This is a genomic window from Bacillus cereus group sp. Bce041 (assembly GCF_052646455.1).
In genome coordinates this window covers 16,872-43,529 of the sequence record NZ_JBQXON010000005.1, presented here as the reverse complement: position 1 = coordinate 43,529, position 26,658 = coordinate 16,872, and the positions used below count along the sequence as shown (strand labels likewise).

The window sequence follows — 26,658 nt, the reverse complement described above, 5'->3', positions numbered from 1 at the left end:
ATGAGAGATGGAGACAAAGAAGATATTCAAACCTTTCGCAGTATGGAGCTTAGAAAAAGAAGAAGCGTATTTACGTAAAATGCATCAACAAGGCTGGGCGTTACAAAAGTATAACGTAATGTATACGTTTAAGAAAACTGAGCCGAAAGATGTAGTATATAAAGCAGACTTTAGATTAGAGTATAAAGATTCGACAGAAAAACAAAAAGAATATATCCAAATATATGAAATGTGTGGCTGGAAACATGTAACGAGTTTTGCGAAGTGGAATTACTTTTGTAAAGAAGTAGAAGAGGAAAATGAGTTACCTGATATATATTCAGAGAAGGAAACGAGGATACAAAAACTTACTGAGTTGTTACAGTTTTTTGTAATTATGTTTGTAACAATAATGCCAGCGCTTTACTTATGTTTTCTTGGACCATCAGAATCTAGAATTCCTTATATATTTAAAGGCATGATAGGATTTATAGGTTGTATGTATTTATATATATTTATTAATGTATATTGGAAGATTAAAAAGTTAAAAAATGAAATATTGTAACAAAGATTGGGTTTATTAAAGAAGATGGTTGTATATTGAATGGAAATCATCTTCTTTAATTTCTATATATCCTTGTTTTGTTAGGTATTTTTTATATAATAAAATATTGTATATTTAAGGCATAGAACTAACAGTTACAAAGATGATACCAGTAACAATACCTAAAAAAATCATAAATGAAGAAGTAATTAATAATAACGAACTAGCAATGAATATCACTTTATTAGATTTTTGTTTTTTATAAAGGAAATAAAGTAAAAGACCACAAATAGTAGAAAGTATCCATATAGCTAAACCGTAAGAACTCGAGATTTTCTTCCAATCGGAAATCCAAAAGTAAAAGATGATTATGTGACAAGTTAATAGTAGAAATGTTGATGGAAGCATTATCTTTTTATTTAAAATCATTTGTTTCACCTCCCTTATATAAATATTACTAAAATGGTGTGGAATTTAAAATATAATAAGGAAGAAATACATTTTTAATTAACGTATTAAACGAAAAAATCCCTTATAGAAAAATCTATTTCTACAAGGGATAATCATATTTTTATTAGAAAGACTGATTTTGCGCAGGTTTAATAAATTGTTCAGGGTTTTCAACAAGTCCGCATACAGCACATTGGACACGGTATGTAGGTCCTTGATAAGCCATATGAAAAGCATTCATCGTTTCATTTGTGTATTCTTCTTCCACTTGACCAGTTTGTGGATTTATTTTGACTGGTTTTACTTGTTGCTCAAGAATATTAAAGCGAGTACGGTTCGTTTTACAACTTGGACATAGCATTGGTTCCATATGTATACACCTCCATTTGTATCATTTCTTAAAATCTTTAATTTTATGCAAGCAAAAAACTTTCTCAATATAAATAGGTGTTTAATGTATTTAAAATTCAGAAAAAATAAAATATAATAAAAGTACGAACTGGTTATGTCCAAACCAAATCTCCTGTTTTATGCCAATAAGCTGGGGGGCCGAGAAATCGGCCTCATTTTTTTTGCTCATTACTACAAGGAACAAGGTTTTTATGAGACTTTTGTCGAAATTTTAGGGATAGATACAAAGGGGGATGTAAAATGAATTTGAAAATGAAGTACATCATTTTATATGTAGAAAAGTTTGAGGAATGTTTAAAGTTCTATAAAGATATTTTACAGTTACCTATAAAAGCAGAGCACGGAACATATATTGAATTTAATACTGGAACTACCATTTTAGCGATGAATACGCGGCAAGATGTGAAAGAATTAACAGGATTACCGCTTACAGAAGGTGAATTACAGTCTTCTCATTTCGAGTTAGGATTCGTTGTTGAGAATGTACAAGAAACGATTGAGCAATTTAGAGAGCAAGGTATAAAAATTTTAGTGGAGCCAATTGTAAAACCGTGGGGACAAACAATTGCCTACATTGCTGATCCAGATGGAAATTATATTGAAATTTGCAGTTCATTAGAATAGAGGGAGAAAGAGAGATGGGATTTCCGAAACTAGAAACAGAACGTTTATTCTTAAGAGAACTTACACTATTAGATGCAGAAACGATGTTCCAATATTTTTCGAAAGAATCAGTTATACGTTATTTCGGAATGGATTCTTTCCAAAATATTGAGCAAGCGAAAACAACGATTCAAACGTTCAAAAATCGTTATGAAGAGGGCAGTGTATTTCGCTGGGGAGTCGAGAAAAAAGGGACGGGCCAATTAATCGGAACGTGCGGATTTCATTTAATTAATAATCATCATAAACGAGCTGAAATTGGTTATGAATTAGATGATACATATTGGGGACAAGGATATGCATTGGAAGCATTACAAGCAATTTTAGCTTACGGATTTGAAATACTGCAACTAATAAGAATCGCAGCGATTGTATATGTAGAAAATAATGCTTCTCAAAAGTTATTAATAAAAGCAGGATTTCAAGAAGAAGGATTCCTTCGAAAACATATGATTCAAAATGGAGTTGCTCATGATACCATTTTATATTCTTTATTAAAAGAAGAGTGGAAGAAGTAATGAGTACAAACGAACTTATAACGATTATGAAGAAGCATAGGGAAAATAGATTCATTTTAGGTATAGATGGTTTAAGTCGATCTGGAAAAACAACATTCGTAGCCAATTTAAAAGAAAATATGAAACAAGAAGGCATTCCGTTTCGTATTTTCCATATTGATGATCATATAGTGGAGCGTAATAAACGATATCATACTGGATATGAAGAATGGTATGAGTATTATTATTTACAATGGGACATTGAATGGCTAAGGCGGAAATTTTTTCAAAAGCTACAACATGAAACAAAATTGAAATTACCTTTCTTTCATGAAGAAACAGATATATGTGAAATGGAAAAAGTATAGATTCCTATTGTAGGCGTAATTGTTATTGAAGGAGTTTTTCTGCAGCGAAAAGAATGGAGAGATTTTTTTCATTATATGGTCTATTTGGACTGTCCAAGAGAGACAAGGTTTCTACGTGAGAGTGAAAAAACGCAGAAAAACCTTTCAAAGTTTGAAAATAGGTATTGGAAAGCAGAGGATTATTACTTAAAAACGGAATTGCCGAGGGATAGGGCGGATTTAGTCATTGAATGATTTGAAAATAGAAGGTGAATAGAATGAATATTTTATGGGATTTTGATGGGACGTTATTTGATACGTATCCTGCATATACAATGATGCTTTCTGAAATATTAGGTGACTCAGTAGAAAAACAAGAAATATACAAAAACTTAAAAATATCATACTCTCATGCAATTCAGTATTATAATATTTCATGCGAGCAGGAAGAAAAGATTAAAGTTTTGAAGGAGAAATTCACGCCAAAAGATATGAAACCTTTTGCAGGTGTCGAAGAGGTTTTGAAATTTGCAAATAAAAATGTGATTATGACCCATAAACATAGGGAAGGGGTTATGGGCATTTTAAAATATTACGGCTGGGAAAAATACTTCGTAGATATGGTTACAATTGACGATGGCTTTCCTCGAAAGCCAAACTCTTTAGCTTATAATCATCTGCATAAAAAATACAATATTGATTTAGCTATTGGAGATAGAGAATTAGATTTATTACCTGCAAAAGAATTAGGTATTTCAACATGTATGTTTCAAGGTAATTGTGATGTAGCGGATTATTCTTTATCACATTACTCGGAGTTTTTTAAGGTAGTGAGTGATAGAGAGTTTTCTTTATAAAAAAAGTTATTAATAAAGACTGTATCTTTCATTTTAAAGGTACAGTCTTTATTTTTTAGAGCTATTATATACCAATTGCCGTGGATTAAAGAATGATTGTATATCTTTAGTAAAGAAATAGTCAGGTTAGTTGTTAGATAGAAATAGACAGATAAAGTGATAGTGGCCGTTTTATCTGCTTTTTATCATAACTAAATTATGGTTATTCATGCTAATATAAACTCATAGCTATATAGAAGGGGTGGGGTTAGTATGAAAACTGAAATAGTTCCTAAAAAGAAGTACAGTATAATAAGCTATGTATCTTTACTCATCGGCATTTTGTGTTTTCTATTCGTTTTTATAACGCCAACAAGGATAGCCAATGCAGGTAATATAGTTGGAGATTATATTACAATTGCCCTGACAGGTGTAGGGATCATACTTTCAATAATCACAATGACGAAAAGAACAGAGAAGAAGGGAATTGCTATTCTTTCATTAATACTGTCCTCATCATTTTTTATATTTTGGATCATAGCAATTATCCTATTGTTTACTGGTCAAATTAGTTTTGCACCGTAATGTGTAATAAAAAGAGTCCTTCTCGTATGAAGGACTCTTTTTACTCGGTATCTTCAGGTTGATATTCTAAAATATCCCCCGGTTGGCATTCTAATGCTTTACATATTGCTTCTAAAGTTGAAAAACGGACTGCTTTTGCTTTTCCATTTTTCAAGATAGAAAGGTTAGCCATTGTAATTCCAACCTTCTCCGAAAGCTCTGTTACACTCATTTTTCTTTTCGCTAACATTACATCAATATTAATAATAATTGCCATATTATTCACCTCAGACCGTTAAATCATTTTCTGATTTTATATCTATAGCATCTTTTAATAGTCTTTGGAGAACGGCAGCAAAGACCGCGATTACCATTGAAGCAAAAATCATAATCATTCCGATAATAATAATGCCAGGGGCGTCATCTCTCTCTGCCACGAGATAGAAAAGTGGCATATCTAATACATATAATACACTAATTGCCAATGCGCTGTACTTAATATTTTTTAAAGCTTGAACAGATAACTCTGAGAATGCGTTATTTTTATCAATATAGTTTAAAAGCTTAAATGTTTGGTACAGTGCGAAGTAATAAGGTATTGCTGTTGCATATAAATTGATAAATACAAGATATTTAATATATGCAATATCTGGATATAATTCTGCAGCGAAAGCTCCTATTTTAGGGACTAAAAAAATGCACATAGCAAGAACGGGGATTCCGATCAGAATCACAACGGTCTTTAAAAAGAGTGTGGATCCTTGTTTCATAAAAAGCACCTCATTTATTTAATATCTTATTAATTTAACACGAAATTTATTGTTTAACAATAAATTTTTATTTCTTTTGATCGAGGATTTATTGTTAAACAAGTAATTAATGAAAAGGGTGTTAAATCTTTTTTATAAGATAGATGATACATACCGATATTTAATAAAGGAAAGAAAGGGAAAGTAACTATTGTTAGCTTTATGAGAATTGGGAACTAATAAAACATATGTAGGTTTTGGTATGGAAAAGGAAATAGTGTGTATTTAAATGAATGCAAAGTTTATGGAGGAACAATCATGTTGAATTATGGTGTGAAGATGAAAAAGTTGCTATTAGTGGCAGCTATAATAGTAAGCGTATTAAGTATGGAAAGTATGATGAATTATCATGCGGCCAAAGCTAAGGTGAAAAAAGTAGAACATCAGCCTAAAAATATAATTATGATGGTTATGGACGGAACGAGTTCAACGGCGACAACATTGGCTCGCTGGTATAAAGGGGCACCGCTTACGTTAGATCAAATTGTAACAGGAGGAGTTCGTACGTTTTCGGCGGAATCAGCTATTACAGACTCAGCGCCAGCAGCAACAGCATTAGCAACTGGAAATAAATCGAATTCAGGATATGTAGGCGTACTACCTTCTATTGTAAGTTCGCCTAGCTTAAAGCCAATAAAAGAAGAGGACAAGTTACGGCCGGTCGCAAACGTATTGGAAGGTGCAAAACGTACTGGCCGTGCAACTGGAATTGTTGCTACATCTGAAATTCAGCATGCTACTCCGGCGGGATTCTCGGCTCACCATGTCAATCGCAAGCAATTTGACGTAATTGCGAAGCAGCAAGTATATCAAAATATAGATGTCGTATTAGGCGGGGGAAAAGCGGCGCTGTTACCTATGAAAAGTAATGGAATCCGAAAAGATGGTGAAAATTTAGTAAAGGTGATTCAAAACAAAGGATACGATTTTGTTGAAACGAAAGATGCGTTATTGAACTCCAAATCTAATAAAATTTGGGGCTCTTTCTCACATCATGCTCTTGCGTTTGATACGGATCGTATAGCAACAAACCCAGAACAACCAACACTTTCTCAAATGACAGAAAAAGCAATTCAAACATTATCAAAAGATAAAGATGGTTTCTTTTTATTCATAGAAGGTAGTAAGCCTGATTGGGCAGCCCATGCTAATGATCCAATTGGGATGATTAGTGATATATTGGCATTTGATGAAGCGGTAGCAAAGGCGTTACAATTTGCGAAGAAAGATGGGGATACGATGCTCATCGCTTTAACTGATCATGGTAACAGCGGCATCTCTATAGGGAATAGGAATACGACAAAAGGATACAATACTACACCGGTTTCTGCATACATTGATCCATTGAAAAAGGCGAAAATGACACTTGAAGGAACTATAAATAAACTGAAATCTGATTTATCAAATGTAGAAGATGTAGCTAAACTATACGGTTTGGATAATCTAACTCATGATGAAAAAGAAAAATTAAAAGCGGCAAAAAAGAAAATGGATGTAGGACGAATTCTTACTACATTATTGGCTAATCGTGCAAATATCGGCTTTACGACAGGAGGACATACAGGTGAGGATGTATTCTTACATTCTTATGGACCTCAAAAACCAGAAGGCTTAATCCAAAATACAGACATTGCGAAGACGATGGCGAAAGCGATGGGCTTTAACTTAGAAGAAGTAACGAATAAAATATTTTTAGAGAGTGAACAAGCCTTTAAGAAGATCGGTGCAACTGTAACAGCCAACAAAACCGAAGGAGCAAACCCGTTACTCGTAGTAAAACATAATAAAGTAGAAGCACAATTATTTGGTAACAAAAATATAATTCGTATCAATGGTAAAGGGTATGAATTAAGAAGTATTATTGTAGAGAGTAATGGAAAGTGCTATGTACCAGAAGAAGCAATTCAACTATTTGTAAAGCATTCTCGTTAAAAAATTGCCAACCAGTTAAGCTAACTGGTGGCAATTTTTTGTGTTTATTCTAAATGCAAGTGTTCGAATTGTTTTGTAAAGTTTTCCATATGAGACTGGTATCAATGTTAAAGGGAAAGTATAGTTTTTTCTTACATTAAAAAATTTCGTTTTGTAGAATAAGAAGTTATACATATAGTAAAGTCTAATGGGTTATCAATTAATATTTACGAAAAATATATTAATACTTTAGAATTTCTTTAATGTTCATTATTTTTTATTTAAGGTTATCCGTTATATTTATAATGTGTTTATTTCAATTTATTGTATTGAAGCTCAGTTTTATATAATTATAAAGCAATCATCAAAATAAAATCTCCACTAGAGTAAATTTATTATTTTTTTGCGGAAATTATTATGCAGTTAAGAAAACTGTAATTTATTGAATTAGAAATATATTAGAATTTAGTTGAAGAAAGAGAGAGGGAATAAAATGAATATAGTGCACTTACGTCCTAAACAGCGGTCTAAGTATCGCATTATGCTAGGTAAGTGGTATTACTCTACAAAGAGGCACATTCAGTGGTTAGCAGACGGAAAAACATATGCAAAAAGGTTCCAACAAGAAAAGCTACCTTGTACAGCAATTCAGCACCAAACAATATTACTTCGTAAGCTTAAAGATGTAGATATGTGGTATCAACAGAATAAGGTTGTTAATTTGAAAATTGCTGTTAAAAAACTAAATGGTATCGTCATTAGACCGGGAGAAACATTTTCTTACTGGCGTTTAATAGGTAAGCCAACGAGGAAAAAAGGGTATGTAGAAGGTATGGTATTACACTACGGATCTTTTCAATCAGGTATTGGAGGAGGTCTTTGTCAGCTTTCAAATTTAATATATTGGATGACTCTACATACACCACTGACAGTAACCGAACGATATCGTCATAGCTTTGATGTCTTTCCTGATTCTAGGCGAACTCAACCGTTTGGGAGTGGGGCAACTTGTTCCTATAACTATTTGGATTTACAAATTAAAAATGAAACGGATCAACCGTATCAACTTCACCTTTATATGACAGATGAACATTTAGTTGGTGAATGGAGAACAGTCTATCCGCAACTTTATCAATATGAAGTGTATGAGAAAGAACACTCAATTCAACCTGCATACTGGGGCGGTTATATACGACATAATGTGATTCAACGTAAAGTATATAATCTACAGAAACAGTTAATAGAAGATCAATATGTAACAGAGAATCACGCTATAATGATGTACGAACCACTATTAGCTTGTAATAATGAGATTAGTGAGTAATATGGTAACCCATAGATTAAGTAGTATAGAAAATATTTAATTCTTATTTTTACTAAAAAAGTTCACTGTTATTTATAGGTGAGTTTGTTTTTCTATCTTATGTATTTCACCCTGCATAAAAAATATTTCTCAACATTTTATTTGTTGAAAAAGATTGAATATTCGTATTATAACGAATATTATGTTGTTATCGGCAAAAAACGATAATTTGCAGACACTGGGGAGGAAATACATTGAAAAAGAAAAAGAAATTAAAACCATTAGCGGTATTAACAACAGCAGCAGTACTAAGTAGTACGTTTGCTTTTGGAGGTCACGCAGCGTATGCTGAGACACCAACATCATCTCTACCAATAGATGAGCACTTAATACCGGAGGAGCGTTTGGCTGAAGCCCTAAAACAACGGGGGGTAATTGATCAATCTGCATCGCAAGCTGAGACGTCAAAGGCTGTCGAAAAATATGTTGAGAAAAAGAAAGGGGAAAACCCTGGGAAAGAAATCTTAACAGGAGATAGTCTTACGCAAGAAGCTTCTGATTTTATGAAAAAAGTAAAAGATGCAAAAATGAAGGAAAATGAACAGGCGCAGCAGCCTGAAGTAGGCCCGGTAGCTGGACAAGGTGCAGCATTGAACCCTGGGAAATTAAATGGAAAAGTACCTACTACATCAGCGAAGCAAGAAGAATACAATGGAGCTGTTCGAAAAGATAAAGTACTTGTTTTACTTGTAGAATTTAGCGATTTTAAGCATAACAATATTGATCAAGAGCCAGGATACATGTATTCTAAAGACTTTAATCGTGAACATTATCAAAAAATGTTATTTGGTGATGAACCATTTACTTTATTTGATGGATCGAAGATTAACACATTTAAGCAATATTATGAAGAACAATCTGGTGGTAGCTACACAGTTGATGGGACTGTAACAGAATGGCTTACTGTTCCAGGAAAAGCATCAGATTATGGTGCTGATGCAGGTACTGGGCATGATAACAAGGGGCCTTTAGGACCAAAAGATTTTGTGAAAGAAGCATTAAAAGCAGCGGTAGCAAAAGGAGTCAATTTAGCAGACTATGACCAATTTGATCAATACGATCAAGATGGTGATGGAAATAAAAATGAGCCAGATGGCATTATTGATCATTTAATGGTTGTACATGCTGGCGTTGGTCAAGAAGCTGGCGGCGGTAAATTGAAAGATGATGCGATTTGGTCACATCGTTCAAAACTAGGTTCAAAACCATATGCAATTGATGGCACGAAATCTTCTGTTTCGAACTGGGGCGGAAAGATGGCTGCATATGATTATACAATCGAGCCTGAAGACGGGGCAGTTGGTGTGTTTGCACATGAGTATGGCCATGATTTAGGCTTACCAGATGAATATGATACAAAGTACTCAGGACAAGGTGAACCTGTTGAGTCATGGTCTATTATGAGTGGTGGTAGCTGGGCTGGAAAAATTGCAGGAACAGAGCCAACGAGTTTCTCACCACAAAATAAAGAATTTTTCCAAAAGAATATGAAGGGGAACTGGGCGAATATCCTTGAAGTAGATTATGACAAACTTAGCAAAGGAATCGGTGTTGCGACATATGTAGATCAAAGTACTACAAAATCTAAACGACCTGGAATCGTTCGTGTTAACTTGCCGGACAAAGATATAAAAAATATCGAATCAGCGTTTGGTAAGAAGTTCTATTACAGTACAAAAGGAAATGACATTCATACAACACTTGAGACACCAGTATTTGACTTAACAAATGCAAAGGATGCTAAGTTCGATTATAAGGCATTTTACGAACTTGAAGCGAAGTATGATTTCCTTGACGTATATGCGATTGCAGAAGATGGAACGAAGACACGCATTGATAGAATGGGCGAAAAAGATGTAAAAGGCGGCGCGGATACAACTGATGGTAAGTGGGTTGATAAATCATACGATTTAAGCCAATTCAAAGGAAAAAAAGTAAAACTGCAATTTGAGTACTTAACAGATATTGCAGTAGCTTATAAAGGGTTTGCGTTAGATAATGCAGCATTAACTGTAGATGGAAAAGTTGTTTTCTCTGATGATGCAGAAGGTCAGCCAGCAATGACGTTAAAAGGCTTTACTGTGTCTAACGGATTTGAACAGAAAAAACATAATTACTATGTAGAGTGGAGAAATTACGCTGGTTCTGACACTGCGTTACAACATGCACGTGGTCCAGTATTTAATACAGGAATGGTTGTATGGTATGCGGATCAAAGCTTTACAGATAACTGGGTAGGCGTTCATCCAGGTGAAGGGTTCTTAGGAGTAGTAGATTCTCATCCAGAGGCAATTGTAGGGACATTAAACGGACAACCTACTGTGAAGAGCAGTACGCGTTACCAAATTGCCGATGCGGCATTCTCATTTGATCAAACACCAGCATGGAAAGTAAATTCACCAACTCGCGGTATCTTCGATTATAAAGGATTACCAGGAGTGGCAAAATTTGATGATTCTAAGCAATACATCAACAGCATTATTCCTGATGCAGGACGTAAGTTACCGAAACTAGGACTGAAGTTTGAAGTGGTAGGCCAAGCTGAAGACAAGTCTGCAGGTGCAGTGTGGCTTCATCGATAAAATAAGGTAAAACGAAGAGGAGCTGCGATAAGTCGGTGAAACTGACTTATCGCAGCTTTTTTCTTCTTGTGAAAAAACTTGCTGTTTTTTTATGTACTTATTGGAAAAATTCGAAGTTTCTTTTATAAATAAAATACTCCGCCTGTCCAATTATAGAAGCTATTTTGGGCGTAAGTAATTTGTAAGTAATGAGTAAGAAAAAAGAGATTTTCATAGTATATAATATTTATTATAGCTACTTTTAACACCTGATACTAATAGTGTGCTATAATATGAATTAGCAACAAAAAGGAAAGGAATTAGAACAATGACCTTAGAAAATACTAAAAATTTAAAAAAACAAGTTGCTCCTTTTGAAAAATCAACGATTAAAAAAAGTGTTTGGCAACTGATCAACACAATCGTGCCATTTATTATTTTATGGTACCTTGCTTATAAAAGTTTGTCAGTTTCTTATTGGTTAACATTAGTTCCAGCACTGTTAGCCGCTGGATTTATGACAAGAATTTTCATTATTTTTCATGATTGCACCCATTATTCGTTCTTTAAAAGTCGACGTGCAAATAGAATAGTTGGAACGTGTATGGGTGTTTTAACATTATTCCCATTTGATCAGTGGGGGCATGAACATTCTATTCACCACGCTACGAGTGGTAATTTGGATAAGAGGGGTACAGGGGATATTTGGACGCTTACAGTTGATGAATATGTAGCTGCACCATTTAGACTTCGTTTAGCATATCGCTTATATCGCAATCCATTCGTTATGTTTGGATTAGGTCCGATTTATGTTTTCTTGCTTAAAAATAGATTTAACCGAAAAGGTGCAAGGCAGAAAGAACGTATGAATACTTATTTGACGAATATTATAATTGTTGCTGTAGTAGCTATACTTTGCTGGGCAATTGGGTGGCAATCGTTTCTGTTAGTACATGGTACTATATTCTTAATAGCAGGTTCAGTAGGGATTTGGCTGTTTTACGTACAGCACACATTTGAAGATTCTTATTTTGAAGAGGATAAAGATTGGGAATATGTGAAAGCGGCAGTGGAAGGAAGTTCTTTTTATAAGCTTCCTAAAATTTTGCAATTCTTAACTGGTAATATTGGATTCCATCATGTTCACCATTTAAGCCCAAGGGTACCTAACTATAAACTAGAAGAGGCACACAATAATACGCTTCCGTTAAAAAATGTACCAACGATTACGCTTGCTACAAGCTTACAATCACTACGTTTCCGTCTTTGGGATGAGAAAAGTAACAATTTTGTTAGCTTTAAAGATGTCAAAAATATAATTAAAAATAATGTTTCTGTTCGAGTGAAATCTGAACTATAATTGCATCGTATATAAAACTCCCCTTAATCATTTTCGATTTAAGGGGAGTTTGTGTTTAAAGAGTAGATGCCAGACCAGATAAGAGGAAAATTTACATAATTCAAATTGTAATTGAAGCAGATTAGGAATTGCTCGTACGTAAGTACAAATATAAGATGACAGTAAATGCATTATGTTAACAAATTCATAGTAAAAGGGGGGATCGTACAACATTATATCCAAAAATAAGAAAAGACTTGAACGAAAATTCCATTCATTTTTCTTGGTGTTCCGCATTCCATACACTTAAATAGGACGCATATTCTAATTCATCTGGATTCTCATGTAACATAGAAATGAATTCTAATTTGTTTCCATCACAATCTAGAAAGTATACACTTGCAGCAGGCATTCACCTTTGGACAATTGGCTCTTGATTTCCTTTTCCTTGACTTCCTATCACTGCTATTCCACGTTCCTCTAGCCACGCTTTAGAAGTCATTAAAAACTCTAAATTTACACCAAAAGCAAAATGTCTCGGCTCAAAGTCTTCAATGTTATGTACTTCCCATAGTCCAAGCATTTGTTGTTTATTTTCTCCGACCCAAAAGAAAGCCACTCTTCTTTTGGAGAGTTTTCTTGCTAACGTTAATCCTAGCTTGTTTTGATAGAAATTTATTGCCTTCTCTAAATTTCTTACATGTAAATGAGTTTCGTATATGTTCTGTATTATTATGATCATTCCTTTCTTTCTTTCTTTATTGGTAACTACCAATTCAATAGTGAATATAATTCTAAAGTTGAAATATGTATAAGCCTAGTAATGTACATCTATATCCGATATACCTATTTACTATTATATTGAAATTGGAATGTGATAAATCCCACTGAGGTAGTAAGTGTTTAAATGAACACTCTACTACTTTTGTAGGAAAGGGGATATATTCATTAAATTCAGATGAAATCATATTAAAATGATGAAAAAAGACCACACATGAAGTGAAACGCCATGTGTAGTCTTTTATGTATAGTCAAATATTACGAAGTCTCGCTAATTTTAGTTTCACTATGAGTGTTAGTAGAATTTCTTTTCTTAACTTTAAAGTGATAGTAAGTGTAGCAAAAGATGATAAATGGGACAGTGCAATAGATTCCAAGTCGTTGTTCTGGGATAAAAATAAGACTGATTAATATAATGCCATACAATCCAAAACCAAGAATTGGTACGAGTGGATAAAGTGGCGTTTTAAATTTTAAGTCTTCTAATTTTCCGCCGTCTGCTAAATAATGTTTGCGGAAAAAGAATTGAGAAACACAAATTGACATCCAAACAATAATGGTAATGACTCCGGAAATTGAAATGAGCCACAAGTAAACAGTTTCAGCAGCTACTACACTTGTCAAAAGAGAAAAAGCAGAAATAGCTATTGTCATGATTAAAGCGTTGAGAGGAATCCCACGTGATGATAATTTCTTTAAAAATGCTGGAGCCATTTCGTTTTTTGATAAAGACCAAAGCATTCGAGTAGCAGCGTATAGTCCTGAGTTTGCGACAGAAAGAACAGCAGTAAGAATAACAAAGTTCATAATATCAGCTGCATATGGAATACCGATATTATCAAAAACAGCAACGAATGGACTCTTTGTTAATCCAGCTTCTTCCCAAGGAATTAAAGCAACAAGAACAAAGATTGCTAAGACGAAGAAAAACATTGTGCGCCATATAATATTTCTAATAGAACGAGGTAAAGTTTTTGCTGGATCTTCACTTTCACCTGCTGCGATTCCGACAAGCTCTGTACCTTGGAAGGAATAATTGACTGTAACCATTGTTAATAGAATAGCTGCAAGTCCATTCGGAAATAAACCACCATGATTTACGAAATTTGAAAGAAGTGGAGCTGGTTCATCGCCTTTTAAATCAATAAAACCGAACATAGCGGCGCCACCAAGAATTATAAAAGCTATAATGGCAGATACTTTTATACTTGAAAACCAAAATTCTGTTTCTGCATAACTACGAGCAGATAATGCGTTAATAGTGAAGATGGTAACGCCAAATATTAAACACCAAACCCAAACAGGAATATCAGGAAACCAGCGCTGCATTGTAATACCGGCAGTTGTAAATTCAAGACCGGTCGTATTCGCCCAGCTTAACCAATACAACCATCCGATTGTAAAGCCAGTTGCAGGATTGATGAATTTAGTAGCATATTCCTGAAAAGAACCTGAAACAGGCATGGCTACAGCAAGTTCACCAAGACATAGCATAACGAAATACATTAATAATCCACCAGCAATAAAGGCAAGTACGGATCCACCAGGTCCAGCCTGACTTATAATAAAGCCAGATCCGTTAAATAACCCGGTTCCAATCACACCACCGAGTGCAATCATGAATAAGTGTCTACTTTTCATCGTACGTTTTAATTCATTGTTTGTATTGCTTACTTGCGCCATTGTTTTCCTCACTTTCGTAGTTGATAGAATAACGTTTGATGTTTTTCCGTATTATGGAATGTATTCCGTGATGTGAAATCTTGTTATAATTTTCAGATAATTAAAAAGAAAAGTCAATATTTTTTTGTTTGCGTTTTCAATTCGTTGTTAGTGATATGTTTTTATTGTTAGAAAATTAAATAAATAGATTGATTTCATTTCGAATGTTTGCTAAATTGATAGTTAATTAAGCGTACTAACATATTACGAGTAAAGTTGAGGCGAGTTATGGTACAGTCCATTGATCGAGCGATAAGTATTATTAAATTATTGAATTCTACAAATGAAAAAGAGTATTGGGCTATTTCTGATATAGCCGATGGAACACATCTCCCGGTTAGTACAGTACATAGATTACTTAACTCTCTAATGGAGCATGGGTTAGTTACACAAATTACAGAGACAAAACAGTACAAAATTGGACCAATGTGGATGGAAATAGGGTTGCGTCAATTGGAGAAGGTAGACTATAGATCTGTTGCAAGAGAAGTGATGAAACGTTTGGCTTCTGAAGTGGAAGAAAGTGTCTATTTGAATATTCCAAACGGAACACATTCTATTATCATTGAAAGAATTGATAGTCCTTTAAAAATTCGAGTTATCGATAATCTAGGAGAACAAATTCCACTTTCAATTGGTGCTGCAAATAAAACGATGCTTGCCAATATGAAAACGAATGAAATGGAACATATTGTAGAGTATTTACTTCCTTCATTACCAGAACAAAAGCAAATTCTTCTTAATCAAATAAAGCAAATAAAAAATGAAGGATATGCTGTCAGTTATGGTGAAAAAACAGAAGGGACAGCTTCAGTAGCTGCACCTATTATCGGATTTAATCATAAAGTAGTAGGAGCATTAAGTGTTGGGTTAATTAGTCATCGTATTAATGATGATCGACTATCTTTTCTTATTAGCAAGGTAAAACAAGCGGCTCATGAAATATCAATAAAAATCGGCAGTACATCAGAACTATAATTTTGATAGCTGTCGTCATTTTTTATTCATATACTGGAATTAGTTTTCATAATGCGGAAAATAGGGGGATTTATATGTCAAAGTGGCAATCAAAAGAACAATTGGTTCAATTATTAAGCAGTCTTGTTGAAATTCCTAGTATTACCGGTTCAGAAGCTGAAGTAATATTGCCAGACTTTGTTGTGGAACAATTATCTGACTTACAGTATTTCAAACAAAACCCGCACCATTTGCAAAAAAATCCGACAGGGGACGGACGATATTTTGTTACAGCACTAGTAAAGAAAAGCGATAGTACAAAAAATACTGTAATTCTAGTAAGTCACTTTGATGTTGTAGATGTACAAGATTACGGAATGTGGAAAGAAGATGCATTTAATCCTAAAAAGTTAACATCTATGTTTTATTCTCATAAAGATGAACTTCCAGACCATGTACGTGAAGATATAGAACATGGAGAATGGCTGTTTGGTAGAGGAACAATGGATATGAAATGCGGCCTCGCATTACAAATGGCAATGATTGAGCAAGCTTGCGAAGAAAGATTTGATGGGAATGTTCTTTTATTGGCTGTACCAGATGAAGAAGTAAACTCTGTAGGGATGAGAGCTGCTGTTCCAAGATTACTAGAGTTAGCAAGAGAACATGATTTAGAGTATAAAACGGTACTAAACTCAGAGCCTATGTTTTCAAGACATCCTGGTGACCAAAATAAGTATATTTACACTGGCTCTATTGGTAAAGTGTTACCTGGTTTTCTTTGCTACGGAAAAGAGACACATGTAGGTGAACCTTTTGCAGGGTTAAATGGGAGTTATATGGCTTCATTAATAACAGCAGAATTAGAGTTAAACACAGACCTTTGTGATATTGTAGAAGGGGAAGCGAGTCCTCCGCCAACTAACTTACTTCAAAGGGACTTAAAAGAGGATTATTCTGTACAAATTCCGCATCGTGCAGTTACATTATTTAATTTGTTTTTATTAGAAAAATCAATGACAGATGTAGTTTCATTGTTACGTCAAAAAGTAACGAAAGTAGCAGAGAAAATAGAAGAGTCGTATGAAAAACATGCATATCGTTTTTCTAAATATAATCCATTTATACCACCTAATCTCAAAGTAAATGTATTAACTTATGAAGAGCTTATCACATATGCAATTGAGCAACATGGACGAGAAAAAATAAATCATATTCAATCTAATATTATAAAAAATAGAGGAGATAAAGATGATCGTGCGGTAACCATTGATTTAGTAGATAAATTAGCGATTTTATGTAAAGAAAAGGCACCGATGATTGTACTTTTCTTCGCTCCGCCGTACTATCCAGCTGTGAGTTCACGCAACAATCCTTTAATAAAAGAGGTAGTTGTAGAAATGGAAAAGTATGCACACTACAATCATAAAATTACATTTGAAAACCAAAATTATTTTGGGGGGATTTCAGATTTAAGTTATGTAGGCTTGCAGTATCCACTGGATTCAATGAGTTCGCTTGTAGACAATATGCCATTATGGGATAAAGGTTATTCAATTCCGCTTCAGGAATTAGAAGAGTTTGATGTTCCAGTATTAAATATGGGGCCGGTAGGAAAAGATGCACATCAATGGACAGAACGTCTAGATGTAAACTACGCATTTGAAACGCTATTAGATATGTTACCGAAGTGCATTGAAAAATTATTAGTTTCTAATAAAATTACACAATCATAGTAGGGAATAGGTAAGGGATAAAACAGAACCTGTAAAGAAGATTTGAATGAAATTATTTTAATATAATTAAAACTGAAACGGCCAAACTCAATTATATATGAGTTTGGCCGTTTATCATGTAGTGAATTTCTAATTAAATTCATATGAATTCATAGCTAACGCGATCTCTTTTACAGTTTTACTTTTTAGTTTGACCAGATAGTTCAACAGACTTTTGCGTACAACGCTGCATAGCTGAAATAATCGCTGTTCTCAGTCCTTTTTCCTCCAATGTTGCTACAGCTTCTATTGTCGTTCCGCCAGGAGAACAAACCATATCTTTCAATTCACCTGGATGTATTCCTGTTTCTAGTACCATTTTTGCAGAGCCTAACACAGCTTGAGCAGCGAATTTATATGCTTGATTTCTTGGCATACCATCTAGTACAGCAGCATCTGCCATCGCTTCTATAATCATATATACATAAGCTGGTGAAGAACCACTTACGGATGTGACAACATCCATTAATTTTTCACTTACGATCTCTGTTTGACCAAAACTATTGAAAATGTTTAGTACATCTTCTAAATCTTTTTCTGTCACCATTTCATTCGGGCATAATGCAGACATTCCTTCTCCAACAAGAGCAGGAGTATTAGGCATTACCCTTACAACCTTTACTTTTTTATTAAAGGCATTTTCAGTACTTTCAATACTTTTCCCAGCAGCGATCGTAACGATGATAGCATCGTTTTTGATTATTTCTTTTATTTCATTAATTATTGACGCGTATAGGTCTGGTTTGATTGATAAAATTAAAATATCAGCATTTTTAGCTACTTCATTGTTGTCGGTAGTTGTAGTTAGCCCATATTTTTCACTAGCATTTTTTAAATTAGCAGTGTTTAAATCTGAACAAATAATTTGATTTGAAGACACTATATTTTTGTTTATCATTCCGCCAATCATAGCCATTCCCATATTTCCGCAACCGATGAATCCAATTTGTTTATCCATAATAACTCAATCTTGCTCCTTTTATAATCAATTATATCGGTTTGATATTATTTTCTTAGAATAAGAATAACATCCCTGTGCAATATAAAGAAACATTCTAAGAGAATATATTCCTTTTTGCAACACTAAAAGATAAAAATTAATTATATTCGACATTATGTAAATATATACACTATAATGTAAGGTTTTATGTTTATGAATATGAGTTAAACTTATATCATTTTGTATTTTCATTCAGTAGGGCGATAATTTCATACAAATAACTTGCGGCTCTATTTATTTTTAAAAATACCTCTTGACACCGAATCGAACTATATCGCATAATATAAAAAAATTAGATTGAAAATCGTTGAAGGGAATTAGTACATATGTCTTCTTGCGAAAGAGAGTGGAATTCACCGGCTGAAAGATTCCTCGTATAGAATATATCGAACCTATCCCTGAGTCTTAAATGAAAGTTTAGGCGTTCGCCTGCGTTATAGGCACCAAGTGGATATCTATGTATATCAATTAAGGTGGTACCGCGGAACAATGACCGTTTCGTCCTTTTTATTTTATTAAGGGCGAAGCGGTCATTTTTATTTTGCTCTTAAATACCTCATTGCAGCATTGATGAGAATAGATATAGTTACAAAGTGAATGAAGTGTAATTTATAAAAAACTTTGATTTTAGACTTGGGGGATAAAAAAGTGAAAAAACAACGAGTTGTTGTAAAGATTGGGAGTAGTTCCTTGGCAGATAGTCACGGAGGCATCTCTACAGAACAGCTTTCAGATCACGTTGCCGCATTGGCTCGGTTGAAAGAAGAGGGGCACGAGGTTGTGTTAATTACATCTGGAGCCGTCGCTGCAGGTTTTTCAGCGCTAGGATATCCTAGCAGACCTGTAACGATTAAAGGGAAACAGGCTGCAGCAGCTGTCGGACAAAGTTTGTTAATGCAGGCGTACACGGAGGAATTCCGTAAATATGGCATCGTTACTGCGCAACTTTTGCTGACGAGGAGTGATTTTTCTAGAAAAGAACAATATAGTAATGCTTACGCTACGTTAGGAGAATTATTAAACCGCTCCGCTCTTCCAATTATTAATGAAAATGATTCCATCTCTTTAGAGGAGCTGACGTTCGGTGATAATGATATGCTGTCAGCTTTAGTAAGCGGGCTTGTTTCGGCGGATATGCTTATGATCTTTACGGATGTGAACGGGTTATATGACAAAAATCCTCAGAAAAATCCGGATGCAAAAAAATATTATTTTCTTCCTGAAGTTACGGAAGAAATTTCTTCTCTTGCAGGAGATGCTGGCTCAAAACTTGGGACTGGCGGTATGAAATCAAAAATCGACGCTGCAAAGACAGCGCTCTCTCTTGGTGTGAGTGTATTTATCGGAACAGGACGTGGACAGGAAAAGTTTGTAGATGTTTTGAAGGGTAAGGGTGATGGAACGTATGTTGGTAATGCTCCTCAAAAAGAAATGAAGATGAACAAGCAATGGATTGCCTTACATTCGCTTGTTAGCGGACAAATTGAAGTAGATGCTGGGGCAGCTACTGCCATCATTCAGCATGGTAAGAGTTTACTTCCAGCTGGTGTTACGAATGTATCAGGATTTTTCCAAGTGGGTGAAGTTGTAGAGGTTGTAACGCAACAAGGGCGCGTAATAGGAAAAGGACAATGCACATATAGTGCAGAGGAACTAATAGATGTAAAAGGTATGCAAAGCCAAGATATTCAAGTAAGAGGCGAGAGACATAGTTATGAAGTCATCCATAGGGATCATTGGGTTTCACTTTAAAAAGGAGGAAATAAAAATGAATGAAGTGTTGGCAAAGGGGATAAAAGCAAAAGAGGTTGCTAGAGAGCTTGTGCTTAAATCTACAGAGCAAAAAAACGAAGCACTTTCCGCAATAGCTGATCAGTTAATATTAGAAACAGCTTATATTTTAGAAGAAAACAAGAGGGATATTGAAGAAGGTAAGGCAAAAGGATTTTCTGATTCACTCCTTGATCGTCTTCTGCTAACTGAAAATCGTATTATTGATATGACAGAGGGGATTAAGCAGCTAATTGAATTACGTGATCCTGTAGGAGAATGTGTAAGTGCATGGGAAAGGCCAAATGGACTATCTATTCAGGAGATGCGCGTACCACTTGGTGTTGTCGGGATGATTTATGAGGCAAGACCGAATGTAACTGTTGATGCTGCTACAATTTGTTTAAAAACAGGAAACGCAGTAATACTACGTGGTAGTTCTTCTGCTATCCATTCTAACAAAGCCATCGTTAGCGTTATTCACCGGGCGCTTAAGCAAACTAGCTTGCCTTCAGAAAGTGTACAGCTCATAGAAGATACAACGAGAGATAGTGCAAAACAGTTGTTTACATTGAACGAGTACTTGGATGTTCTTATACCAAGAGGCGGTAAACAATTAATTGATACAGTAGTGAGAGAAGCGTCTGTTCCAGTACTTGAAACAGGTGCGGGAAATTGTCATATATTCATTGATGAAACAGCAGATAAACAAATGGCGTTTAATATTATTATAAATGCAAAAACACAGCGTCCATCTGTATGTAATGCAATTGAGACGATTGTACTTCATGAGAATTGGGCAGAGCAATATGGTAGCGAGTTGTTTTCTTCCTTGAATGAAAGAGGAGTGGAGCTACGTGGTGATAATAAAGCAGTGGCGATTGATTCTTCTATCTTACTTGCGACAGAAGAAGACTGGGAAACTGAGTTTTTATCTCTCACACTAGCAGTGAAAGTGGTTTCCACTGTTGAAGAAGCGATTCATCATATAAATACGTATGGATCTATGCATTCTGAAGCAATTATTACTGAAAACGAGGAAAACGTCAGCAAGTTTTTTACTTCTGTAGATGCCGCGGCACTTTATCATAATGCATCGACTCGTTTTACAGATGGATCCGAATTTGGATTCGGAGCGGAAATTGGTATCAGTACACAAAAGTTACACGTAAGAGGACCAATGGGGCTTCCAGCATTAACTTCTACAAAATATGTGATTCGTGGAAATGGACAAATTCGAAAATAATAATAAAAGACACTCAATTGGCTTGGGTGTCTTTTATTATTAAAATTAATTACCATACAAATAGCCCAACGAGCATAGCACTTAATAAAGAAACAGCCATCCCGCTAACAAGAAGCTTCCAAACATTTTTACCGATGACTGATGATTTTTCTCCGCCAAATAATGAATTGTAAGTTCCGTAAATCATACCTACTGTACTAAAGTTAGCAAAAGAAGCTAGAAATGTCGTTGCAACCGCAACCGTATGCGGTTGTAGCGACTTTAAGTTTGATTTTAAATCCATCATTGCAACAAATTCATTCGTCGTTATTTTGATCCCCATTAATTCAGCTACATACATAGCATCACTGCCTGATAAACCGAGTAAAAATGCAAAAGGACTAAAGATAATGGAGAAGATTTTTTGAATTGTTAACCCCGTTACAAAAAATCCTAAAATCCCATTTAAACATGCTGTTAAAGCTACATAACCAATTACCATAGCTAAAATAACGATAACCATATTCATCCCAACTAACATACTGTTTGAAATAGTAGAAAAGAAATCCTTTTTTTCATGTTTTGAAGGTGTGTAAACAACGTCTTCTTCTTTCGAAACTTCCACAGGATTTAATACATTGGCTAAAATTAATGCGTTAATACAGTTTAATGGGATTGCGCTGAAAATATATGTTGCTGGAACCATTGATAAATAAGCACCAAGAATGGATCCGCTAACGCTACTCATACTCATAATTCCAAAAGTTAATAATCGATTTTCTTTTAAAACAGATAATTGATCACGAACAACCGCAAGTGCTTCGGTGTTTCCTAAAAACATCATTTGAATCGAAAAGAAACTTTCTAACTTTGGTAAACGAGAAATCTTTGAAATAACTGCACCTACTTTATCAATAATCCAAGTTAAGATTCCGAAATAAGAAAGAATATCGAAAAAAGTAATAACAAAAATGATAGGAAGTAACGCACTAAAGAAGAAATCAATGTGCTGACTTTCCATAGCTGAAGGAAATGCAAATCGAATACCTTCATTCGCACATGCTAGTAGCCAACTGAAAAATGACGCAATTTTATTAATGATAATACTGCCGAGCTTTGTGCCTAACATAAACCACGTAATAAAAAGCTCCAATAGGATGAGAATTACAATTGGTCTCCATTTTATATGTTTTTTATTAGGCGAACATAAGAAAATGATTAATATGACAACGAAAATCCCTAACATATTCAATATGAAATACATGTCAACAACTCCTTGAGAGTTATTATTTGTATATAAAAAAGCATCTATTCTTCCAAATTTGGATTATGATTAGAAGTTATGAAGCATGTAAGTTATGTTAGGAATCAATGTATTTTAATTTGCTTTATTTTGAGAAATCGCAGTAATTATCGAACAATTAGCTGTTTTCAATTGTTTTGTTGGATATTAAACGTATGCGATTTTAAACATCGTTTATTCCGGATTAACGGACAGTAAGATTTTTACCTCAAAATTCAAGGAAAGCAAAGAAGTGAGGTGGGGATGGGCTGCCCGCAAAATCCCGATTGGTAAGAGCTGATTAAAATTTCACTTTATAAATAAGAACGGTGAGTTGGCCATGAACCTTGAAGTTTCCGAAGCTGTATAATTTGTCCTGTATGATAAGCATCATGCAAAAGGATATTCATATATTGTTGCCAAACTGGTAGAGAAGGACTTAGTTGATCTAGTTCTGCTTCTTGAAGGGCGGTTAATGAAGATTGTAAGGCATCATGTACTTGAAGCGTTCGCTTTACGGTTTGCTACCAAGCGGCATCATCATTAGGTCCACCTTGGATAAACGTCTCATCATTATTTTGTGGAGCAACAAATGTGTCGTCTTCATGTAAGCGGGAAAGTAGGCGTTCTTTAAAGATTAATAAATGGTTCACATTTTCCCAAATCGTATTACTGGCAGCACCTTCTGGTTGCCAACATGCTTGTTCAACCGTAAGATTCTTTAACGCTTCTGATATTGGTGGGTACCATTCTTCTTCGTAAAAAACTTGTTGGACTCCATTTTGCAACATTTCTTTTCTTCCCATTCGTATAGCCTCCTGTTCATTTTTCTTAATAAAACCAATTCTCTTTTCTCTTCAATAAACCTTTTCTATAGTTGCACAAGAGGGTGAAAGACAACTTATAACAGAGCCATTAAAAAACTTCTTTTTAATATGATACTTAATAATCAAGGCTTTAATTGAGTCAGAATGAAAAAGAGTATAAACCTTTCTCTATTTGCTCATGGATTAGAGTTTTTTTGAAGTCGCAAAATAATTCTAAAAATATAGAAGGTTAAATTCGATAAAAATAGAATTTGATATATAGCAAACAAGGAGGGGATAAAAATGGAGGTCTATCACATAACGAGTAGAAAGAGGGAAACTTATAACGTTCAAGTGAAATATTCGATACTTTTCGAATGTGCGCTTGGCATTGCAGCAATTACTCATAAGAGGTTAATTGATACACTTGAAAAGAGTCAAAATGAATGGGAAGAAATTAAGAAATCATTAACAGAAGAAATGAGAGAGCACTTACAATTTGTCGAAGAAAATAATACGTGGAAAGCATTGCTTCAGTTGTTGTATGAAGAAGACATACAGGATGTATCACAGTTTCATGTTAAAATCGATTCACTTTCAGAAGAAGATTTGAAGTATATATGTTTACCGTTTTTAGGGGAGAAATATGAGAAAAAAAGACGTTTAGCCGCAAGTAGAGATGGAACTGCAATACATGAACTAAAGGAATTAACACATGATCATCAGTTTTTCTCTACGTACATTCGCTTTATATGTGATGTAGATGTACAAGTGCTGAAATCTCATTTAATCGCTGTAATGACAGGTTGGTATGAGAGTGTAATTAAGAGTGAGGAAGAAGAAATACTTTCTATATTAAAACGAGATTATGAAGCAAAAAATGAAATGAATAAAAAGATGAAGCCGGAAGAGTTTGTCGAGTGGGCGACTGGTGGCGTGAACTATATGCCAGAGCCAAGTGTTCATCACGTACTTCTTATTCCGCAAATGACGTACAGACCGTGGAATATTGAAGCAGATATTGATGATACGAAAGTATTTCATTATCCAGTTGCGAATGAAAGCATTCATCCTGAAGATCCGTATGAACCGAATTATTTTTTAGTTCAAAAACATAAGGCTCTTGGGGATGAGGCGAGATTGCGAATTGTAAAAATGTTGTTTGAAAAAGAACGTACATTACAGGAAATAACGGAAAGATTGCAGCTTGGTAAATCGACAGTACACCATCATTTGAAATTGTTACGTGCAGCGAAGTTAGTTGATATACATGATGGAAAGTATGTATTAAGGAAGAAAGCAGTGCAGTCGTTAGCGAAAGAATTAGAAGCGTTTTTGAGTAGATAATATGCAACAAGAATGTACATAAAGGGAGGAGTTTAAGAGAAAAGTTGGTGAGCTATAATGAAGAGTGTATTGAAAAATCGTTCGTTCTTTTTTATGTGGATTGGTAGTGCAATCTCTGAATTAGGAGGGGCTTTCGGAACGTTAGGTAATTCAATTCTAGTATATGAGTTAACAGGATCAGAAATGGCTTTAAGTAGTATGTGGTTATTATATTTCATCCCATCACTCATATTGCAATTAATAAGTGGCCCATTTATTGATAAATGGAGCCGGAAGTGGATTATGATATTTTCACAATGGATACGAGCGTCCGTATTTTTATTACCTTTGGTGATGCTAGTTTCGGGTAGTATAGAAGTTTGGCACATTTATGTTGTTCAAATTGTAGTGGGACTTATTACACCACTTTATACACCTGCAAGTCAAGCAATTACACCGAGCATTGCAGGGAAAGAACAACTTCAAGATGCAAATGCGTACATTGATGGAATGACTCGCCTTATGATGTTTCTTGCGCCAGTATTAGGCGGAGTAGTCATTCATTTGATTGGAACAGAACTTACATTATCTTTCGTATGCATATGTTTATTTGTTAGTGGCACTTTCTTATTTTATATAAAAGAAAATAGAACGTCGCAACCTATTCGGAAAACGTGGCTAGAACAGTTTTTTCACGGTTTTACATATTTTTTCACAAAACCAATCATCGTTTGGCTCGGTATATTTCTTACTTTCGTGCAGTTTGGAGTAGGGGTAACGATGGTCACAAATCTTCCTTATATAAAAGACGAGCTGTCAGCGGGATATGCAGAGTACGGTTATTTCATGGCAGGTTTTCCACTTGGCTACGTAATTGGCTCAGTATTAGTCGGAAAAGTAACATATAAAAGCCGGCGTATACTTATGCTTGGAGGATTGTTTATAGGGGGACTCACATACATTTTATTAGGATTCAATCATAGTATTATCATTGCAATAATAATTGAAGTAATAGCAGGGATTTGTATTGCATTTTTCAATGTTCATAACACGACAATATGCCAACAAACCGTCCCAAATAATATGATAGGACAAGTATTTTCAGTGCGTTTATTTTTTATACGATCCGCTATGCCATTAGGTGTGTTAGTAGGGGGGATATTGAGTGAAATGTGGGGAGTAAGAGCGCTATATGTAATCATCGGTGCAATTATATGTGTTACATCTTTAATAGGCATGTTACTTCCATATTTCAAATTTTTAGATGAGGCGATAGAAAAGAAATCAGCATAATTCAAAAAATTAAAACTTTACAATTGAAAATAATTATCATAATCAATTATAATAGAAGAATACTAGTATTCGTATAACAAAGAGGGAGTGGGATATATGTTTATCGAAACGAAAACATTTACAGTAAAAGAAGGTACATCAAATATAGTTGTAGAACGTTTCACTGGAGAAGGTATTATTGAAAAATTTGAAGGCTTCATCGATTTAAGTGTTCTCGTGAAAAAAGTAAGACGCGGCGACGAAGAAGTTGTCGTAATGATTCGCTGGGAATCTGAAGAAGCATGGAAAAACTGGGAAACAAGTGAAGAACACTTAGCTGGACATAGAGCGGGCCGTGGTAAACCAAAGCCAGATCATATTATTAATGTGGATCATGCAGTTTATTATGTGAAATCATCGAAATCGGCTTATCAACAGTCGTAATATATAAGTAGAGGATACATGTTGT

The 26,658-nt window shown here is 34.6% G+C and carries 23 protein-coding genes, 3 pseudogenes and 1 other annotated feature; of the genes and pseudogenes, 17 read left to right on the top strand and 9 right to left on the bottom strand.

Annotation, left to right across the window (positions count from 1 at the left end; translation table 11 throughout):
- The first annotated feature begins 7 nt into the window (after positions 1-7).
- Positions 8-544, top strand: a complete 537-nt coding sequence (locus ACUN13_RS17110) for a DUF2812 domain-containing protein (RefSeq protein WP_000448311.1) — start codon at positions 8-10, stop codon at positions 542-544.
- Positions 545-658: 114 nt separating this feature from the next.
- Here ACUN13_RS17110 and ACUN13_RS17105 read toward each other — a convergent pair whose 3' ends face one another.
- Positions 659-952: a hypothetical protein gene (locus ACUN13_RS17105; protein ID WP_000602672.1), complete on the bottom strand. Its 294-nt coding sequence runs from the start codon at positions 950-952 to the stop codon at positions 659-661.
- A 145-nt stretch (positions 953-1,097) separates the two neighbouring features.
- The gene (locus ACUN13_RS17100; RefSeq protein ID WP_000433602.1) at positions 1,098-1,343 is read right to left on the bottom strand and encodes a hypothetical protein; all 246 of its coding nucleotides are present in this window, start codon (positions 1,341-1,343) and stop codon (positions 1,098-1,100) included.
- Between the two features lie 281 nt (positions 1,344-1,624).
- Here ACUN13_RS17100 and ACUN13_RS17095 point away from each other — a divergent pair, with 281 nt between their 5' ends.
- From ACUN13_RS17095 to ACUN13_RS17075, 5 genes and pseudogenes are all read left to right on the top strand, one after another.
- Positions 1,625-2,008 carry a glyoxalase/bleomycin resistance/dioxygenase family protein gene (locus ACUN13_RS17095; RefSeq protein ID WP_001049849.1) on the top strand — a complete coding sequence of 128 codons (384 nt, stop codon included), beginning with the start codon at positions 1,625-1,627 and terminating at the stop codon, positions 2,006-2,008.
- Between the two features lie 14 nt (positions 2,009-2,022).
- Complete coding sequence (locus ACUN13_RS17090) at positions 2,023-2,565, top strand: GNAT family N-acetyltransferase (RefSeq protein WP_000506640.1); 543 nt, start codon at positions 2,023-2,025, stop codon at positions 2,563-2,565.
- A pseudogene (locus ACUN13_RS17085) lies at positions 2,565-3,146 on the top strand (kinase). Before ACUN13_RS17090 ends, ACUN13_RS17085 begins: the two are co-directional and overlap by 1 nt.
- 23 nt (positions 3,147-3,169) lie before the next feature.
- Positions 3,170-3,748, top strand: a complete 579-nt coding sequence (locus ACUN13_RS17080; RefSeq protein ID WP_001024236.1) for an HAD-IA family hydrolase — start codon at positions 3,170-3,172, stop codon at positions 3,746-3,748.
- Between the two features lie 252 nt (positions 3,749-4,000).
- Positions 4,001-4,312 carry a hypothetical protein gene (locus ACUN13_RS17075; RefSeq protein WP_000845558.1) on the top strand — a complete coding sequence of 104 codons (312 nt, stop codon included), beginning with the start codon at positions 4,001-4,003 and terminating at the stop codon, positions 4,310-4,312.
- A 40-nt stretch (positions 4,313-4,352) separates the two neighbouring features.
- On the opposite strand, the gene ACUN13_RS17070 is transcribed toward ACUN13_RS17075, so the two are convergent.
- Together ACUN13_RS17070 and ACUN13_RS17065 are read right to left on the bottom strand one after the other, a co-directional pair.
- Positions 4,353-4,568: a helix-turn-helix domain-containing protein gene (locus ACUN13_RS17070; protein ID WP_000974619.1), complete on the bottom strand. Its 216-nt coding sequence runs from the start codon at positions 4,566-4,568 to the stop codon at positions 4,353-4,355.
- Positions 4,569-4,578: 10 nt separating this feature from the next.
- Positions 4,579-5,061: a DUF2975 domain-containing protein gene (locus ACUN13_RS17065; protein WP_438906182.1), complete on the bottom strand. Its 483-nt coding sequence runs from the start codon at positions 5,059-5,061 to the stop codon at positions 4,579-4,581.
- Between the two features lie 297 nt (positions 5,062-5,358).
- Between ACUN13_RS17065 and ACUN13_RS17060 the strand changes: the two genes are divergently transcribed.
- The 4 genes from ACUN13_RS17060 to ACUN13_RS17045 all read left to right on the top strand — a co-directional run bounded on the left by ACUN13_RS17060 (position 5,359) and on the right by ACUN13_RS17045 (position 12,295).
- Positions 5,359-7,032, top strand: coding sequence for an alkaline phosphatase (locus ACUN13_RS17060; RefSeq protein WP_000935912.1), 1,674 nt, complete (start codon positions 5,359-5,361; stop codon positions 7,030-7,032).
- Positions 7,033-7,504: 472 nt separating this feature from the next.
- On the top strand, positions 7,505-8,335 hold the full coding sequence (locus tag ACUN13_RS17055; protein ID WP_001028236.1) for a VanW family protein: 831 nt from the start codon (positions 7,505-7,507) through the stop codon (positions 8,333-8,335).
- Between the two features lie 233 nt (positions 8,336-8,568).
- Complete coding sequence (locus ACUN13_RS17050; RefSeq protein WP_025687455.1) at positions 8,569-10,956, top strand: immune inhibitor A domain-containing protein; 2,388 nt, start codon at positions 8,569-8,571, stop codon at positions 10,954-10,956.
- Between the two features lie 307 nt (positions 10,957-11,263).
- The gene (locus ACUN13_RS17045; protein ID WP_000171504.1) at positions 11,264-12,295 is read left to right on the top strand and encodes a fatty acid desaturase; all 1,032 of its coding nucleotides are present in this window, start codon (positions 11,264-11,266) and stop codon (positions 12,293-12,295) included.
- Between the two features lie 253 nt (positions 12,296-12,548).
- On the opposite strand, the pseudogene ACUN13_RS17040 reads toward ACUN13_RS17045, so the two are convergent.
- Positions 12,549-13,007: pseudogene (locus ACUN13_RS17040) on the bottom strand (VOC family protein).
- A 305-nt stretch (positions 13,008-13,312) separates the two neighbouring features.
- Positions 13,313-14,737, bottom strand: coding sequence for an amino acid permease (locus tag ACUN13_RS17035; protein ID WP_000079991.1), 1,425 nt, complete (start codon positions 14,735-14,737; stop codon positions 13,313-13,315).
- A 267-nt stretch (positions 14,738-15,004) separates the two neighbouring features.
- On the opposite strand from ACUN13_RS17035, the gene ACUN13_RS17030 reads away from it, so the two are divergent.
- Together ACUN13_RS17030 and ACUN13_RS17025 are read left to right on the top strand one after the other, a co-directional pair.
- Positions 15,005-15,754, top strand: a complete 750-nt coding sequence (locus tag ACUN13_RS17030; RefSeq protein WP_000250758.1) for an IclR family transcriptional regulator — start codon at positions 15,005-15,007, stop codon at positions 15,752-15,754.
- A gap of 74 nt (positions 15,755-15,828) precedes the next feature.
- Complete coding sequence (locus tag ACUN13_RS17025; protein WP_000049571.1) at positions 15,829-17,469, top strand: M20/M25/M40 family metallo-hydrolase; 1,641 nt, start codon at positions 15,829-15,831, stop codon at positions 17,467-17,469.
- A 178-nt stretch (positions 17,470-17,647) separates the two neighbouring features.
- Here the strand turns inward: ACUN13_RS17025 and proC are convergent, their stop codons facing one another.
- Entirely contained in the window at positions 17,648-18,466 is an 819-nt protein-coding gene (proC, locus tag ACUN13_RS17020) for a pyrroline-5-carboxylate reductase (protein ID WP_000360723.1), read from the bottom strand.
- Between the two features lie 340 nt (positions 18,467-18,806).
- Positions 18,807-19,017, top strand: a binding site (T-box leader).
- A 139-nt stretch (positions 19,018-19,156) separates the two neighbouring features.
- On the opposite strand from proC, the gene proB reads away from it, so the two are divergent.
- Positions 19,157-20,260: a glutamate 5-kinase gene (proB, locus tag ACUN13_RS17015; RefSeq protein ID WP_000744808.1), complete on the top strand. Its 1,104-nt coding sequence runs from the start codon at positions 19,157-19,159 to the stop codon at positions 20,258-20,260.
- 16 nt (positions 20,261-20,276) lie between these two features.
- Positions 20,277-21,524 carry a glutamate-5-semialdehyde dehydrogenase gene (locus tag ACUN13_RS17010; protein ID WP_025687458.1) on the top strand — a complete coding sequence of 416 codons (1,248 nt, stop codon included), beginning with the start codon at positions 20,277-20,279 and terminating at the stop codon, positions 21,522-21,524.
- A 49-nt stretch (positions 21,525-21,573) separates the two neighbouring features.
- Here the strand turns inward: ACUN13_RS17010 and ACUN13_RS17005 are convergent, their stop codons facing one another.
- Positions 21,574-22,767 (bottom strand): NupC/NupG family nucleoside CNT transporter, encoded by a 1,194-nt coding sequence (locus tag ACUN13_RS17005; protein ID WP_000273596.1) that lies wholly within the window; start codon positions 22,765-22,767, stop codon positions 21,574-21,576.
- 332 nt (positions 22,768-23,099) lie between these two features.
- Positions 23,100-23,591 (bottom strand): annotated as a pseudogene (locus ACUN13_RS17000) (DinB family protein).
- 303 nt (positions 23,592-23,894) lie between these two features.
- Here ACUN13_RS17000 and ACUN13_RS16995 point away from each other — a divergent pair.
- The 3 genes from ACUN13_RS16995 (at position 23,895) to hmoA (ending at position 26,633) form a co-directional block, all read left to right on the top strand.
- The gene (locus ACUN13_RS16995; protein ID WP_025687459.1) at positions 23,895-24,938 is read left to right on the top strand and encodes an ArsR/SmtB family transcription factor; all 1,044 of its coding nucleotides are present in this window, start codon (positions 23,895-23,897) and stop codon (positions 24,936-24,938) included.
- 57 nt (positions 24,939-24,995) lie between these two features.
- Complete coding sequence (locus tag ACUN13_RS16990; protein ID WP_409532154.1) at positions 24,996-26,210, top strand: MFS transporter; 1,215 nt, start codon at positions 24,996-24,998, stop codon at positions 26,208-26,210.
- A 96-nt stretch (positions 26,211-26,306) separates the two neighbouring features.
- Positions 26,307-26,633: a heme-degrading monooxygenase HmoA gene (hmoA, locus tag ACUN13_RS16985; protein WP_000469498.1), complete on the top strand. Its 327-nt coding sequence runs from the start codon at positions 26,307-26,309 to the stop codon at positions 26,631-26,633.
- The last annotated feature ends 25 nt before the right edge of the window (positions 26,634-26,658 follow it).